This is a genomic window from Billgrantia aerodenitrificans, assembly GCF_021404405.1.
In the GTDB taxonomy this organism is placed as follows: domain Bacteria; phylum Pseudomonadota; class Gammaproteobacteria; order Pseudomonadales; family Halomonadaceae; genus Halomonas; species Halomonas aerodenitrificans.
This window is the reverse complement of the sequence record NZ_JABFTV010000013.1, coordinates 1-15,362: the sequence shown is the minus strand read 5'-3', so window position 1 is coordinate 15,362 and position 15,362 is coordinate 1. Positions and strand designations below refer to the sequence as shown.

18 protein-coding genes are annotated in these 15,362 nt (G+C 63.2%); 11 read left to right on the top strand and 7 right to left on the bottom strand.

Annotated elements, in window-relative coordinates; translation table 11 throughout:
* Positions 1-474: a GFA family protein gene (locus HOP59_RS20515; RefSeq protein WP_234255433.1), complete on the top strand. Its 474-nt coding sequence runs from the start codon at positions 1-3 to the stop codon at positions 472-474.
* A 19-nt stretch (positions 475-493) separates the two neighbouring features.
* On the opposite strand, the gene HOP59_RS20510 is transcribed toward HOP59_RS20515, so the two are convergent.
* Both HOP59_RS20510 and HOP59_RS20505 read right to left on the bottom strand, forming a co-directional pair.
* Entirely contained in the window at positions 494-919 is a 426-nt protein-coding gene (locus HOP59_RS20510) for a DCC1-like thiol-disulfide oxidoreductase family protein (protein ID WP_010628136.1), read from the bottom strand.
* 75 nt (positions 920-994) lie between these two features.
* Positions 995-2,005: a GlxA family transcriptional regulator gene (locus HOP59_RS20505; protein WP_234255432.1), complete on the bottom strand. Its 1,011-nt coding sequence runs from the start codon at positions 2,003-2,005 to the stop codon at positions 995-997.
* Between the two features lie 85 nt (positions 2,006-2,090).
* Here HOP59_RS20505 and HOP59_RS20500 point away from each other — a divergent pair, with 85 nt between their 5' ends.
* The 9 genes from HOP59_RS20500 (at position 2,091) to HOP59_RS20460 (ending at position 9,750) form a co-directional block, all read left to right on the top strand.
* Entirely contained in the window at positions 2,091-3,194 is a 1,104-nt protein-coding gene (locus HOP59_RS20500) for a DJ-1/PfpI family protein (protein WP_234255431.1), read from the top strand.
* A gap of 47 nt (positions 3,195-3,241) precedes the next feature.
* Positions 3,242-3,820 carry a hypothetical protein gene (locus HOP59_RS20495; RefSeq protein ID WP_234255430.1) on the top strand — a complete coding sequence of 193 codons (579 nt, stop codon included), beginning with the start codon at positions 3,242-3,244 and terminating at the stop codon, positions 3,818-3,820.
* Between the two features lie 90 nt (positions 3,821-3,910).
* Entirely contained in the window at positions 3,911-4,279 is a 369-nt protein-coding gene (locus HOP59_RS20490) for a glyoxalase superfamily protein (RefSeq protein ID WP_234255429.1), read from the top strand.
* 41 nt (positions 4,280-4,320) lie between these two features.
* Positions 4,321-4,704 carry a nuclear transport factor 2 family protein gene (locus HOP59_RS20485; RefSeq protein WP_234255428.1) on the top strand — a complete coding sequence of 128 codons (384 nt, stop codon included), beginning with the start codon at positions 4,321-4,323 and terminating at the stop codon, positions 4,702-4,704.
* Positions 4,705-4,749: 45 nt separating this feature from the next.
* A complete protein-coding gene (locus HOP59_RS20480) occupies positions 4,750-5,262 on the top strand; it encodes a GNAT family N-acetyltransferase (protein WP_234255427.1) in 513 nt (170 codons plus the stop codon).
* A 2-nt stretch (positions 5,263-5,264) separates the two neighbouring features.
* Entirely contained in the window at positions 5,265-5,831 is a 567-nt protein-coding gene (locus tag HOP59_RS20475) for a dihydrofolate reductase family protein (RefSeq protein ID WP_234255426.1), read from the top strand.
* Positions 5,828-6,574: an SDR family oxidoreductase gene (locus HOP59_RS20470; RefSeq protein ID WP_234255425.1), complete on the top strand. Its 747-nt coding sequence runs from the start codon at positions 5,828-5,830 to the stop codon at positions 6,572-6,574. The genes HOP59_RS20475 and HOP59_RS20470 overlap by 4 nt, the downstream gene beginning before the upstream one ends.
* Positions 6,575-6,624: 50 nt before the next feature.
* The gene (locus tag HOP59_RS20465; protein ID WP_026038093.1) at positions 6,625-7,236 is read left to right on the top strand and encodes an ASCH domain-containing protein; all 612 of its coding nucleotides are present in this window, start codon (positions 6,625-6,627) and stop codon (positions 7,234-7,236) included.
* Between the two features lie 315 nt (positions 7,237-7,551).
* Positions 7,552-9,750, top strand: coding sequence for an OsmC domain/YcaO domain-containing protein (locus tag HOP59_RS20460; protein WP_234255424.1), 2,199 nt, complete (start codon positions 7,552-7,554; stop codon positions 9,748-9,750).
* Between the two features lie 9 nt (positions 9,751-9,759).
* Here the strand turns inward: HOP59_RS20460 and HOP59_RS20455 are convergent, their stop codons facing one another.
* From HOP59_RS20455 to HOP59_RS20435, 5 genes are all read right to left on the bottom strand, one after another.
* Positions 9,760-10,461 carry an aspartate/glutamate racemase family protein gene (locus HOP59_RS20455; protein ID WP_234255423.1) on the bottom strand — a complete coding sequence of 234 codons (702 nt, stop codon included), beginning with the start codon at positions 10,459-10,461 and terminating at the stop codon, positions 9,760-9,762.
* A 3-nt stretch (positions 10,462-10,464) separates the two neighbouring features.
* Positions 10,465-11,769 carry a TRAP transporter large permease gene (locus HOP59_RS20450; protein ID WP_234255422.1) on the bottom strand — a complete coding sequence of 435 codons (1,305 nt, stop codon included), beginning with the start codon at positions 11,767-11,769 and terminating at the stop codon, positions 10,465-10,467.
* Positions 11,766-12,407, bottom strand: coding sequence for a TRAP transporter small permease (locus tag HOP59_RS20445; protein ID WP_086510376.1), 642 nt, complete (start codon positions 12,405-12,407; stop codon positions 11,766-11,768). Before HOP59_RS20445 ends, HOP59_RS20450 begins: the two co-directional genes overlap by 4 nt.
* 15 nt (positions 12,408-12,422) lie before the next feature.
* Positions 12,423-13,460, bottom strand: coding sequence for a TRAP transporter substrate-binding protein (locus tag HOP59_RS20440; protein WP_010628149.1), 1,038 nt, complete (start codon positions 13,458-13,460; stop codon positions 12,423-12,425).
* Positions 13,461-13,727: 267 nt separating this feature from the next.
* Positions 13,728-14,576 (bottom strand): MurR/RpiR family transcriptional regulator, encoded by an 849-nt coding sequence (locus HOP59_RS20435; protein ID WP_234255421.1) that lies wholly within the window; start codon positions 14,574-14,576, stop codon positions 13,728-13,730.
* Positions 14,577-14,767: 191 nt separating this feature from the next.
* Between HOP59_RS20435 and HOP59_RS20430 the strand changes: the two genes are divergently transcribed.
* Entirely contained in the window at positions 14,768-15,244 is a 477-nt protein-coding gene (locus HOP59_RS20430) for a LabA-like NYN domain-containing protein (RefSeq protein ID WP_234255420.1), read from the top strand.
* The last annotated feature ends 118 nt before the right edge of the window (positions 15,245-15,362 follow it).

The window sequence follows — 15,362 nt, the reverse complement described above, 5'->3', positions numbered from 1 at the left end:
ATGTTGCTCGAAGGTTCCTGCCACTGTGGTGCGGTTCGTTTCAGCGTCGAATCGCCGCATCCGTATCCTTATCAGCGCTGTTACTGCTCCATCTGTCGCAAGACCGCTGGCGGGGGCGGCTACGCCATCAACCTGAGCGGGCTCGCCGACACGTTGCAGGTCGAGGGGACAGAGCATCAGGGCGTTTATCATGCCGTGATCGAGGGTCATGAGAGCTCCGGCGAGCGCCACTTCTGCAAGAAGTGCGCCTCGGCGCTATGGGTTTTCGATCCCGACTGGCCCGAGCTGGTACATCCGTTCGCGTCGGCCATCGACACCGAGCTGCCGGTGCCGCCGGAGCGGGTCCATCTGCTGTTGGACAGCAAGGCCGCCTGGGTGGAAGTCGAGACGAAGCAAGGCGACCAGTGCTTTGCCGGCTATCCCGAGGAGAGCATCGCCGAGTGGCATCAGCGCCGAGGGTTGGAAATGCCTTGAGCGTTTCGGTCAGGCAGGCTCACTTTCGCCCCAGGTTGTCGATGCGGCCTTTTCTCAGCACCTTCAGCAGGCCGGTGCGGCACGCTCTGAACAGAGGATAGAGCCGTGCCGTGCGCTCGGGGCTGGCAAACAGCCGGTACATCAGGCGATTGAAAAGGCCGCTGCGGGTCCCGAGCAGCGTAAGGCGGTGCAGAGCTTCGCTGCCGTGATACCAGCGTTCGCCTATCTGCAGGGCAAAACCTTCGTCCAGGTCGAAGCCCATGGCGGTGAGTTCGCGGCGCGCCTCACTGTCTTGCCTGGCATCGATCAGTTCGAGTTCGCCGACGTCATGGCGAATGCGCTGCCAGCGTACGTAACGCCGGCACATCGGGCACTCGCCGTCGTACACCAGGCGCAGGCGGCGGTTCGAGGGAGCCGGCACATTCGAATCATCCGCTGACGGCATCTTGCTATTCCTTTCTTAGGATTAAGGCGCTGCGTGCCAATACGCAGCTTGCCTCGTAGTACGGCTTAGTAGACCTCACTTGTCATCGGACTCGTTGGTGCGTACTCCAAAGTAGCTACGATACGCTGCCGGCGTCACTCCGACCTGCTTGAGGAAGGTGCGATGCAGGGCATCCAGGCCGGAAAATCCCGACCGGTCGGCAATGCGAGCCAAGGGCCAGCGGGTCGTCTCGAGCAGCGTCTTGGCACGCTCCACACGCACCTGCTTGACGAATTGAGCGGGGGTTTCCCCGAGCTCGGCACGAAATCTGCGCACGAAGGTACGTTCGCTCATGCCGACCCGTGCCGACATGGCGGGCACGCTGAGGTCGCCTCTAGGATCGTCGATGATCTGTGCAACGAGTGGAGCCAGGCGTGAGCTGGCGGCGCCCTGTGCTCGCAATGCCACGCTGAACTGGGCCTGCGTACCCGGGCGGCGCATGAACAGTACGAGATCGCGCGCCACGTTCAGTGCTACCTGGGCGCCGCAATCATCCTCGACCAGGGCCAGGCAGAGGTCCAGCCCCGTGGTCACGCCGGCAGAGGTATAGAAGGGCGGTTCGGCTGTGTAGATGGCGTCTCGGTCCACTTCGATATCTGGCCACATCGCTTGCAGCGTATCGCATGCCGACCAATGCGTTGCCGCCCGCCGGCCCTTCAGCAATCCGGCCGCTGCAAGGACGAAAGCGCCGGTACAAACGCTGGCCAGCCGGCGAAACGAATCGGCTCGCTGCTGCAGCCAGTCGAGCAGTTCACCCTCTGCTGCAACCTTGCGCAGTCCCGCCTCGTCACCGCCGGCAACGATCAGCGTATCCACAGAGTTCGGCAGTGCCGACAAGGGCTCGGTTCCGGCGATGCGCAATCCTGCGTTGGAAACGATATCTCCGCCTCGCGGTGATGCCAGCAGCACCCGGTAGGCGGGCGATCCGGCAGGGCAATAGGTGTTGGCCTTGGAAAAAACTTCCATGGGGCCAACGAGATCGAGGGCCTGAATGCCGTCGAAGCCCAGGATGACGATGGTGCGAAGCGTCGGGGATGGAGTCTGCATTGGCTGATTTTGCGATATCTTTGTCATTTACGCCAGTTGCCGGCATGGCAGAGCATGAGCGGAGTTCTTCATTGGAGACACGAACATGCGTAATTCAGCCGCTTCTCGGTCGCTGGGCACAGCCTTGCTGGTGCTGGCGACAGTCTTCGCAGGCGGGTGTAGCGCAGAGCGCACCTCGCCACTCACCTCACCGCATCATGAAGCGCTCGAACTGGCTCCGCCCAAGAACGGGCGCGAGCGGCATGTCGTGGCGGTCATGGCAGCCAACGAAGGTACCGAGACGACAGACTTCATCGTTCCCTTCGGTGTGCTCAGGGAGTCAGGCCACATGGAGGTGGTCACGGTCTCCACCCGGCCGGGTGCCGTAGAACTCCATCCCGCTCTCAAAGTATGGGCGGATCAAACGATGGCGGAATTCGACGCCCAGCGGCCCGAAGGAGCCGACATCGTCATCGTGCCGGCGCTGCATCATCACGATGACCCGAGGGCGGTTCGATGGCTGCAGCAGCAGGCGCAATCCGGGGCTCTGTTAGTGGGAATCTGCGATGGGGTGCTGACGCTGGCCCACGCCGGCCTCTTGCAGGACAAGGTAGCGACCGGACACTGGTTTTCACTGGGCAAGCTCGACCGCCGCTATCGGAATACGACCTGGGTACGTGACCGTCGTTATGTGGTCGATGGCCAGAGGGTCACCACCACAGGTGTGTCGGCTTCCTTGCCCGTTTCTCTGGCGCTGGTCGAAGCGGTGGCGGGAACGCCCGAGGCCGAACGTCTTGCCCTGACGCTGGGCGTGTCCGATACAGGTGCGAGTCATGATTCTTCCGCTTTCGGTATGAGCGCGGGACTGCTCCTGAACATGGCGTACAACTGGGTGGCTTTCTGGAATCGTGAGCGTCTGGAGCTCCCGGTCGATGACGGAATCGATGAAATCGCTCTGGCGCTGACGGCCGACGCCTGGTCGCGCACCCTTCGCGCCTCTTTCGCAGCAACCCATGACAACGAGACGCTCATACGCACCAAGCGAGGTCTGCTTGTCGAGGCGGTGCCCGGCCATGCCGGTGCCGAGTTGTTGGAACCGCTCACTGAACCGCCGGCCGCTGCGCTCGAACAGGCCCTGGCGGACATCCAGCGGCGCTATGGTATGCGCACGGCCACCACGGTGGCTGCACAGCTCGAGTATGTCTGGTAAGCCTGTCGCTTGAGGCGTTCTACGCTTTTATTCAGGAGGAGAGCGGCATGAGCCAAGGCTACAAAACACCCCCGGACCAGATCGACATGCAGCGTGCCGAACGCAAGATCCGTTCTGCGGGCACGCTCGGCTTCGTGCTTTTCGGCATGGCGGTGGGCGCAGCCTACTGGCTCTTGCCTGCGTTCATCGCTTTTCCCGTCGAGCTCGGGGAGCGTCTGGCCTTTGCCGCGCGTGCCGGCGCCGTGGTGCTGTTCTGCGTACTGGTAGCCGTCGGCCTGGTTTCCACTACCCGCAGGTTCTCGCCTGAGGACATCGGCGGCTCGGCCTCCGGGCCACCGAGCGAGAAACTAACCATCTATGTGGCGTTTCTGCAGAACACCCTGGAGCAAGCGATATTGGCGGTGGGGTTCTATGTTGCCTACGCCAGCCTGGTGGCAGGGGCGTGGCTCTCGCTCATTCCCGTCAGCGTGACGTTCTTCGTTGTCGGCCGCGTGCTGTTTCTGCGTGGCTACCGGCGAGGCGTGGAAGGGCGCGCGCTGGGCATGGTGCTCACCATGACCCCTGCCATCGTGGGCTATCCGGTCGTGTTTATCCTGATGGTGCTGGGGTGGCTATTAGGTAGCTGACAGTCTGCTGAAGCCTTAGCGGTAAACCTCGATTCGCGGTATATCGTACAACCTTGCGAGCTACTTTCGACCCAAAAGGAGATTCACAGCATGAGCTTCGGCAAGACGACGCCAATACTGCGCATTTTCGACGAAGCCAAGGCCAAGGAGTTCTACATTGAATTTCTCGGCTTCACGGTGGATTGGGAGCACCGCTTCGCGGAAGGCATGCCGCTGTACATGCAGATTTCCAAGGATGGCTGCGTGCTGCATCTCTCCGAGCATCACGGCGATTGCAGCCCGGGCGCTGCACTACGGATCGAGACCGATGAGCTCGAGGCGTTCCATCAGCAGCTCAATGCCGCTGGCTATGGGTTTGCCAAGCCGAACATAGAAGCGATGCCTTGGGGCAGTCAGGACATGACGCTGGCCGATCCGTTCGGCAACCGGCTAATCTTCACTAATGCAATCAGCACCTGAACTGAGAATTTTCCCCGCCAGGACCTGACAGGAGAGCTTTCATGGACGAAGCGAAGCAACGCGAGCTGATCGAGCAGTACGTCGCTGCCTACAATGACTTCGATATCGAAGGTATGCTGGCCGTCCTGTCACCGAACGTCGAGTTCGAAAACTACTCGGGCGGGGAGCTGACCGCCTCGGCAAGCGGCATCGAGGAGTTTCGTCTGCTCGCGCAGCGGGCCAAGGGGCTCTTCACCGAGCGCTTTCAGCGTGTGACCTCTCTGGTGTTCAGTCAGGACGTCGCCACGGCTGAGATCGATTACCACGGCCGCCTGGCGCAGGACATTCCCGGCGGGCCGAAGGCGGGTAGCCTGCTCGAACTGAATGGCACCACCGAGTTCACGTTCGGCGGGGAGCGGATCGTCAGAATCGTCGACCGTAGCTAAATTGGCCATCGGCCGCCATGGGACACCTAGCCATGAGACAACTAAATGGAAGCAAACATCGCCATACGTGAAGAAACCGCTGCCGATATCGATGCCATACACGACGTAACCGTCGCGGCTTTTCGAGAAATGGAACACAGTAGCTATACCGAGCAGTTCATCGTCGCCGAATTGCGCGCCGCTGGCGCCTTGGCAGTATCGCTAGTGGCGGAGAGGGAAGGTCGGGTGGTGGGCCATATCGCTTTCTCGCCGGTAAGCGTTTCGGATGACACCACGGGCTGGTATGGCTTGGGGCCGGTTTCCGTACTGCCGGAATACCAGCGGCAGGGTATCGGCAAGGCGCTGATCGAAGAGGGCTTGGCTCGGTTGCAAGCCATGGGCGCCCAAGGCTGCTGTCTCGTCGGCCACCCTGAGTATTACGTCAAGTTCGGGTTTCGTAATGTACCTGGACTCATCTACGAGGGAGTGCCACCGGAGTATTTCTTCGCTTTGCCCTTCGGCGATCATGTTCCGCAGGGTAGCGTTACCTTCCATGAAGCTTTTCTTGCAGATGGATAATCATGAAAACCCAGTACTACACCGCAGCCAGTCTCGATGGCTTCATTGCCACGGAAGACGATTCCCTGGAGTGGTTGTTCACTCTGGGCGACCTGAGCGACTCCAGCTATCCGGCATTCATTGCCGAAGTAGGCGCGCTGGCCATGGGGGCTTCCACCTATGAGTGGATCCTGCGCAATGCCGATACCGTGGCGGCCGAAACCGGCTCGCCATGGCCCTACACCCAGCCGACCTGGGTGTTCACCCATCGTAACCTGGCGATTCCCGAAGGAGCGGACGTCCGTTTCGTGCAGGGGGAGGTGGGGCCTATCCATGAAGAGATGCGTGCAGCCGCGGGAGGAAAAAATCTCTGGATCGTCGGTGGTGGCGACTTGGCGGGGCAGTTTCACGATGCCGGTCTGCTCGATGAGCTCATCGTCCAGATTGGTTCCGTTACCCTGGGCAAGGGTAAGCCGCTCTTTCCACGTCGCGTGCTGAGCCCAACCCTGCGCCTCGAATCGGTACGCCAGATGGGTGCCGGTATGGTCGAGTTGCGGTATGGGGTGGTGGCAAAGGAGGAGTCGCATTGAAAAAGGTCCTGGTGGTTACCGGCGGCAGCCGGGGCATCGGTGCGGCCACCGCCCGCCTGGCTGCTGCTGGCGGCTACGCCGTGTGCATCAACTACCGTCACAACGAGGCGGCGGCGCTGGCCGTGGTCGAGGAGATTGCCCAAGCCGGCGGCGAGGCAATTGCCATAGCGGGCGATGTCGGCCACGAGCCCGACGTGATGCGCCTGTTTGCCGAAGTCGACGAGAAGCTCGGCCCGGTCACGGCGCTGGTCAACAACGCCGGCATTCTGGAAAGGCAGATGCGGGTCGAGGAGATGGACGCCGCGCGCCTGAGCCGGGTACTGACTACCAACGTGGTCGGCAGCTTTCTCTGCGCCCGGGAGGCCGTACGGCGCATGTCGACCCGGCACGGCGGGCAGGGTGGGGCGATCGTCAATGTTTCCTCCATCGCCTCGCGGCTCGGCGCGCCGGATGAGTACGTCGACTACGCCGCTGCCAAAGGCGCCATCGACAGCTTTACCATCGGCCTGGCCAAGGAGGTGGCGGGTGAGGGCATTCGGGTCAACGCCGTGCGCCCTGGGGTGATCTACACCGAGATCCATGCCAGCGGCGGCGAGCCCGGCAGGGTCGAGCGGGTAAAGGCGGGCGTGCCCATGCAGCGCGGCGGGCAGCCGGAAGAAGTGGCCCGCGCCATCCTATGGTTGCTCTCCGATGAAGCCTCGTACTCCACCGGCACGCTGTTGGACGTAACCGGCGGAAGATAGCGGCGCAAGATAGCGGTGCGGAGTCTCAGGCCGGAAAGGGGGCAATAGCCGTGTTGTTCAAGAAGGCGTTTCTCGAAAAGATCCGTGATGGCCGTGTGACGCTGGCCTTCCGACGCTGGCGACGGCCCACCGTAAAGTCAGGAGGTACGCTACTCACCGCTGTGGGCGAGCTGCCCATCGTGTCGGTGACCCAGGTCGCGCTCGAGGAGATCTCTGAGCAGGATGCGGTGCAGGCTGGCTATGAATCCCGCGAGTCGCTGCTGCGCGAACTCTCCCGGCGTAGTGAAGGCGAGCTCTACAAAATCGAGCTGGGCGAGTTACGCCCCGATCCTCGGATAGCCCTTCGCGAATCGACGGAGCTGACGGGTGAGGAAATCCGGGGCTTGCACGAGCGTTTGCGGCGGCTGGATGAGCGAGCCGCACATGGGCCGTGGACCCGAAAGACGCTGGAAGTGATAGGGAACCGTCCCGGCGTCCGCGCAGGGGAGCTGTGCGAGATGATGGATCTGGAGAAGGAAGCCTTCAAGCTCAACGTGCGCAAGCTCAAGAATCTGGGCCTGACAGAGAGCCTGGGCACGGGCTATCGGCTCTCTCCGCGGGGCCGGAGAGTGCTCGAAGCACTGCAACATGAAGGAGTGCACCATAGTGAGAGCGCCAAGTAAGACGGCCTGAGAGCGGCCATGCTTTAGCCTAATGTCAATGTTGCTTTTAGCGTTACTCAACGTTAATTTGCGTAAACAAAGCCGCAGAGACGGCTCTGACGAAAAAACACAAGTATGCAGGGAACTACCCGGTAACCAGTTTGCCGGGTAGATTCTTGTTTGTCCTACTGCCAGACTCCCACGACTTCCTCTTCCGACTCGCGGCGTATCGCTGAGCCTTTTACCCTTGCCGTCGGTTACCGAAAGCGCCCGGGTGGTGTGATAGACTGCGCGCCTCGGCCTGCGCCAGCAACACTTCCCCATCGGTAGCCCGTCATGGAAATCAAAGTCAATTTTCTTGAAAATCTCAGGCTTGAAGCCAAGTTTGACGATTTCACCGTCATTACCGACCAGCCCATCCGCTACAAGGGCGACGGCTCGGCACCAAGTCCGTTCGACTACTTCCTGGCGTCTTCCGCGCTGTGTGCGGCCTACTTCGTGCGGGTGTACTGCCTGGCGCGCAACATCCCCACCGAGAACATCCGCCTCTCGCAGAACAACATCGTCGACCCGGAGAACCGCTACAACCAGATCTTCAAGATCCAGGTCGAGCTGCCGGAAGACATTTCCGAGAAGGACCGCGAGGGCATCCTGCGCTCCATCGATCGCTGCACCGTCAAGAAGGTGGTGCAGACCGGCCCCGAGTTCCAGATCGAGACGGTAGAGAACCTCGACGAGGACGCCCAGGCGCTGTTGATAGCCAAGCCCGACGAGGACGCCTACACCTGGATCGAGGGCAAGGACCTGCCGCTGGAGCAGACCATTGCCAACATGTCCGGCATGCTGGCCGAGCTGGGCATGAAGATCGAGATCGCCTCCTGGCGCAACATCGTGCCCCACGTGTGGTCGCTGCATATCCGTGATGCCGCCTCGCCGATGTGCTTCACCAACGGCAAGGGTGCCACCAAGGAGAGCGCGCTGTGCTCGGCGCTGGGCGAGTTCATCGAGCGCCTGAGCTGCAACTTCTTCTACAACGACCAGTTCTTCGGCGAAGAGATCGCGAACAGCGCCTTCGTGCACTATCCCAACGAGGAGTGGTTCAAGCCCGGGCCCAACGACGAGCTGCCCGAAGGCATCCTCGACGACTACACTCGCGAGATCTACGACCCGGAGGGCGAGCTGCGCGGCTCGCACCTGATCGACACCAACTCCGGCAAGCGGGAACGGGGCATCGTCGCCTTGCCCTTCATGCGCCAGTCGGACGGCGAGACGGTCTACTTCCCCTCCAACCTGATCGAGAACCTCTACCTCAGCAACGGCATGAGTGCCGGCAATACGCTGCCTGAAGCGCAGGTACAGTGCCTCTCGGAGATCTTCGAGCGGGCGGTGAAGCGTGAGATTCTCGAACAGGAACTGGCACTGCCGGACGTGCCCATGGAAGTGCTCGAGCGCTACCCGGGCATTCTCGAAGGCATCCAGGCCCTGGAAGCCCAGGGCTACCCGGTACTGGTCAAGGACGCCTCACTCGGTGGCCAGTTCCCGGTCATGTGCGTGACCCTGATGAACCCGCGCACCGGCGGCGTATTCGCCTCCTTCGGCGCCCACCCCAGCTTCGAGGTGGCGCTGGAGCGCAGCCTCACCGAGCTGCTGCAGGGCCGCAGCTTCGAGGGCCTGAACGACTTCCTGCCGCCGACCTTCAATTCCCAGGCCGTCTCCGAGCCCAACAACTTCGTCGAGCACTTCATCGACTCTTCGGGGCTGGTCTCCTGGCGCTTCTTCAGTGCCAAGAGCGAGTTCGAGTTCGCCGACTGGGACTTCTCCGGCGCGAACGAGGAGGAAGCGGCCACGCTGTTCGGCATCCTGGAAGAGCTGGGTCTCGAGGCCTACATGGCCGTGCACGAAGACCTTGGCGCGCCGGTGTGCCGCATCCTGGTGCCGGGCTACTCCGAGGTGTACCCGGTGGACGACCTGATCTGGGACAACACCAACATGGCGCTGGACTACCGCGAGGACATTCTCAACCTCCACGCCCTGAGCGACGAGCAGCTCGCCGGGCTGCTTGAGCGCCTGGAGGAGAGCCAGCTCGACGAGCACATGGACATCATCACCCTGATCGGTATCGAGTTCGATGAGAACACCGTGTGGGGCCAGCTCACCATCCTCGAGCTGAAGCTGCTGATCCACCTGGCGCTGGGGCAGCACGAAGAGGCCCTGGAGCGGGTCGAGCTGTTCCAGCAGTACAACGACAACACCGTGGAGCGCGGGCTGTTCTACCAGGCCGTGGCGGCGGTGCTGGAGATCGTGCTCGACGACGAGCTGGAACTCGACGACTACCTGCACAACCTCACCCGCATGTTCGGCGAGCAGACCATGGCCGCGGTGGTCGGTTCGGTGAACGGCGAGGTGCGCTTCCATGGCCTGACGCCCACCAACATGCAGCTCGAAGGCCTGGAGAAGCACCAGCGCCTGGTCGAGAGCTACAAGAAACTGCACGCCCACCGTGCCAGGCGCGCGGGGGCGTGTACTCCTTCCTGAGCGAAAGCGCTAGGTGCCTCGGGCTCTCATGGGCTCCGCCTGGCGCAGCACGAAGGCCAGCGCCTCGGCGAAGCCGTCCATCACTGGAAGGCCGTGGCGCCTGGTAAGCTGCGCGCCGCGTCCGGCGAAGGCGCCGGAGCCCAGCACGATGGCTCGCGCCCCCTCCGCACGGGCTCCCTCGCAGAGGCTCGCCAGCCGCGTCTCGGCCAGGGTGGTGCGCGCCGCGGTCTCGCTCACGCCGATGCCGGTGGCAACGACGCGGCAGCGCTCCTTCACGTCGTAGCTCTCGCAGAGCGACTCAATGGTGGCCACGGCGCCCTCGAAGGTGGTGATCACCGTGAAGGGACCACCGGTGGCGTCCGCGCGGCGAATGCCGGCCTCCGCCAGGCTGACCACCGGGGCGCCGGTCAGAGCGCGGGCCTCAGCGACGGCGATGTCATCGAAGCAGGCGAGGATATAGCCGGCGTAGCCCTGTGCCATGCGGCTTTCGATCAGCGCCATCACGTGGCTGGCGGCGCGGGTCTTGTCCTGCCCGCTTTCCACCGCCCGGGGCCCTTGGTGCGGGCTCTCCGCTTCGATGATCACGCCGGGCGGCGCCTGGGCCTGCAGCACCTCCCGCACTCGCTGGGTGACGGTCGGGTTGGTGTTGGGATTGATGGCCAGCACGCGAACGGGGGCCGGCTGAGTGGCGTCTCCAGGGTAATGGGTCATGGATCAGCGCCCCGCTAGCAAGTCGGGGAGCCACATCACGATCTGCGGCCAGACCATGATGGTCAGCGTGAACAGCGCCATGATCGCCACGAAGGGCAGCGAGCCCCAAATCACATCGTTGAAGCTGCCGCCATCCTTGCGCACCCCCTGCACCACGAAGAGGTTCATGCCCACCGGCGGCGTGATCAGGGCGATCTCGCACATCAGCACGATGAAGATGCCGAACCAGATGGGGTCCACGCCCACGGCCATCACCATTGGCACGGTGATCGGCACCGTCAGCACCAGCATCGACATGGCATCCATGAAAGTGCCGAGCACCACGTAGAAAAGCAGCAGCACCAGCAGCAGGCCCACCTGGGTGAGGCCGAAGCTCGCCACCCACTGGGTCAGCGCCTGGGTTACCCCCAGCATCGAGAGGGTCACGTTGAGCAGCAGCGCGCACATCAGCACGATGATCACCATGCCGGTGGTCTTGGCGGCGTGCAGCGAGCAGTGGATCAAGAGGTCGAGGCTCAGCTTGCCCCCGCCCACGATGAAGGCCAGGGCGATCATCACCCCGATGGCTGCGGATTCGGTAGGCGTGGCGACCCCGCCGTAGATGCTGCCCATCACCACCCCGAAGATGACGAAAGGCGGCACCAGGTGGCGCGAGAGGGCAAGCTTCTCTCGCAGCGGCAGGTTGACCTCCACCATGGCGCTGCTGCCCGCCTTGCCGTGGGCGATGAAAAGGTACACGGAGAAGAGCAGAGCCAGGGTAAGGCCCGGGATCAGCCCGGCGGCGAACAGCTGACTGACCGAGGTATTGGCCAGTTGGCCGTAGACCAGCAGGTTGATACTGGGGGGAATCAGGATGCCCAGGGTGCCGCCGGCAGCCAGGGAGCCAAGCGAGGGGCGCACCGGATAGCGGTATTTCTGCAGCGCCGGCAGCGAGATGGTGCCCACGGTGGCGGCGGTAGCCACCGACGAGCCCGAGGTGGCGGAGAAGAGCGTGCAGGTGGCGATGTTGGTGTGCAGCAGCCCGCCCGGCAGGCGGTTGAACCACACCGAGAGCGCTGCGTACATCCGGTCGGCAATGCCGCCGCGCAGCAGTAGTTCGCCGAGCAGCATGAACAGCGGAATCGCCAGCATGGAGGGACTGTTCAGGCTGCTCCATACCACGCCGCCCATCATGTCCACCAGGGGGAAGCCGTGCATCAGGTAGCCGCCGATCACGCCGACGAAGAGGATGGCCACGGCCACCGGGATGCTCAGCAGCATCAGGCCGAGCATGATGAAGAACGCCGTGGCGATCAGGGGAATGCTCATGACTGGCCTCCTTTGCGCGCCGGGTCGCCGGTAGGGGATTCATCCGCCTGCGGCTCGTCGAGCAGCGGCTCGTCCGATTGCTGTTCGCGCTGCTTGAGGTCCTCGAGCTCCGCTGCCAGCTCGTCCTGGGTCGAACTCGGCCCGAAGCGGCGGTTGAGCGCCTTCCAGTCGCCCTTCGCCAGCAGCCCCATGGCCTGGGCGGTGAGCACTGCGGCGGCCAGGGTGAAGGCGACCATGGCGATCAGCCACACGGTCTGCGGGTAGATCAACGGCGTGGCCCGCGGCGTCTGGGCGATGGAGCCGTAGAGCCGGGTGTCCTGGACGGTCTGGATGGTGAAATAGAGCAGAAAGGCTGCCAGCAGCCCGAGGGTCAGGGCGGCCAGGGCGTTGAGCACCGCCTGCACCCTGAAGGGCAGGCGCATGTGCACCAGGTTGATGCGGATATGGGACTGCTCGACCATGGCCACGCAGAAAGCCAGAGGGGCGGCGATGGCGATGGCATAGCCTCCCAGCTCGTCGACCCCGCCGAGCGACATCGAGAAGGCCTTACGGATCACGGTTTCCACCGTGATCAGCAGGGCGAGCAGCAGCATCATGGCGCCAAACAGCATGCCGAGAATGCGAGCGTAGATCGTCATCGTCGCCTCCCGGGCTCAGAGGCCGAGCTTCTGGCCGACGGTATCGCGCCACACGTCCTCGCAGTCCGCGGCGGCGGCATTGCATTGGCGCGCCCAGATCGGCAGGGAGACCTCTTCCACTGCGGCGGCCACCTTGGCCAGATCCTCCTCTGTCACCGGCACCTCGGTGAGGGAGTAAGGGGTACCGTACTCACAGGGTGTTTCGCCGGCATTGCAGCGCATGGCGTCTTCATAGAGCTCCTCGGAGTAGGCCCAGATCTCGTCGCTCAGCTCGGCGATGGCCGATTCGAGCTGGGTCTGCTGCTCCTCGGTCATGCTGTTCCAGGTATCGAGGTTGATGGCGTAGCCGTTGATGGCCAGCTGCAAGGCGATGGGCAGTACCGTGGTCGTAGCTTCCGGCCAGCCGCCGGAGTTGGCCGAGGCAGGGCCGGTGATGGCACAGTCGATCACGCCGCGGGAGAGCGACTGCTGGACGTCGCCGAAGGGCATCGAGATGCCGGTGGCGCCGAGCTGACCGACGAAGTTGGCCGCGCTCTGGTCGCCCACACGCACGCGCTTGCCGCGCAGGTCATCCAGACCGCCGATCTCGCCGCGGCAGAAGATTACCTGGGGGCCGGCGGGCCAGGTGCCCAAGAGTTTGGCGTTGAAGCGCTCCTGCAGGCGGCTATCCACGTAATCGTAGAAGGCGGCGACGTGCTCACGGCCGGCTTCGAAGCTGGTGTTGAGCCCGATCAGGTCGAGCCCGAGGATGGAGGGCTCATCGCGGCTCACCTGGGGGCCACGCAGAGAGACGATATCGAAGAGGCCGGAGCGTAGTACGCGCAGGCCGTCGGTGTCGGGAACCCCCGCCACGTCCACCGGCAGGTACTGCACGGTGATATCGAGGCCGGTGTTGTCCGCCAGGTTGGTGAAGAAGGGCTGCTCCTTCTGCTGGGCGATCAGGCCGGAGCCGGCGGGCTGGCCGAGCACCTGGATCGACAGTGCGCTGGCCTGAGCGGCAGAGGCCATCAGGGCGGCGGAGACGGCGGTTACCAGAGCGGTACGTTTCAGCATGGTCTTGGTCCTGTCATCGGCGGCACCTTGGGAGGGAGTACGGCTCCGCTGGGCGCCAGGTGGCGGTATCGGCCCACCGCGTTCAGGCGGCGGCAGTCGCCTTGAGTGATCCAAGTTTCATGCCATCGGATTCAGGAAACTGTAGTTTCATAGCGAAAACAGCCGATTACTTCAGAATCGCCTGTTGGTACGCCGCGCGAGTGTTTCTTTTTTTGCCCGGAAAGTGTGCAGATTGGTAGCGCCATGCGCCAGGATGGTGCCGTCTTCCTACAGTTCTTCGAGCTTATCGTTCAGTGTCTCGATGCGGCGCAGGCGGCGGCGCGAGTCGTCACCGGCAAGCTCGATGGTGCGCATGGCCAGCAGGTGGCAGAGCGCCATGACGGCGGTGTGGTTGAACAGCGGCCCCGCGGCCAGGGTGCAGCAGCGGAAGTGCCAGGTGACGCTGGGGTCCGGGGCTAGCCCCTCGTCGGTGATATAGAGCACCCGAGCGCCGCTCTCGCGGGCCTCGGCCAGCACCTGCTCGGTGATTGCCACCCGGCGACGCAGGCCGATGACGACCACGCAGTCCTCCGCACGCACGCTGACCAAGTGCTCGCCCAGGGTCTCGCCGCCGCCGGGCAGGCTGACCACCTGCTCCACCACCTGGGTGAGCTGCCAGCGCAGATAGTCGGCGAAAGGGTGGCTGGCGCGAAAGCCGATTACCCAGGTCTTGCGGGCGTCGAGGATGGCCTGGGCCACGGCGTCCACCTGCGCCTGGGTGATCGCCGAGAAGGTCCGATCAAGGTTGTCCTTGCCCTGGTCCAGGTTGAGCGCCAGGGAGCGCTCGCCCGGCTCCAGGGCCGCGCTCTGCAGGAAGAGGCGTGAGCCGGTGGCCTGCTCCTCGCGGGCGTGCTTGCGCGCCGCCTCGTAGCTCTCGTAGCCGAGCCGGCGTACGAAGCGCGACACCGTCGCCTTGGAGACCCCGGCAAACTTTGCCAACTCCTGGGCATCGTAGCTGGCGATTTCACCGGGGAAATCGCACACGAACTCGCCCAGCCGGCGCTCGGCCGGGTGCAGGGAGGGCAGGGCGCTGCGCACTCGGGAAAGGAAGGAACGCGTCTGCGAGGATCTGGCCATGCCGACTCCTGAAACTGTGGTTTCAGATATCATGTCCGGTGAGGAACGGTGCCGCAACCATCGAACCGCGGGTCTGGCGATTAAGTCAGCGAAAGCAGCAACCGGAGCACACAAGCGCCCTGAGTCAGTTCATACTGGCTCGGGGCGCTGCGTTTGGTGTCACTGGAGCGATACAACAATGGGGCCATCCGATGGACAAAGTGGCGATCTTCGTGGACGTCCAGAACGTCTACTACACGGTGCGACAAGCGTATAAGCGCAATTTCGATTACAACGAGTTCTGGGCCGAAGCCACCGCGGGGCGAGAGGTCGTCAAGGCCATCGCCTACGCCATCGACAGGGGCGACCGGAAGCAGCAGGAGTTTCAGAACATCCTTCGCGCCATCGGCTTCGAGGTGAAGCTGAAGCCCTACATTCAAAGATCGGACGGTTCTGCAAAAGGGGACTGGGACGTCGGTATTACCCTCGATGCCATCGAGTACGCCGAGCAGGTGGACGTCATCGTGCTGGTTTCGGGCGATGGGGATTTCGCCCTGCTGGTAGACAAGATCCGGCAAGTCCATGGGAAGGTGGCGGAGGTCTATGGCGTACCGCAGTTGACGGCTAATTCTCTGATGAGCGCCGCCAACGAGTTCAAGCCCATCGATGAGAGGCTCCTGTTGTCTTAGGCTTTGTCCGAAAACTCGAATTTGCTAATGTCACCTATGCCGCAGCAGCATAGGTGACCTATGGCAGGACGCTACGAGATCTCCGACAACGGCTGGGCCCTCATTGAGGACATCGTAT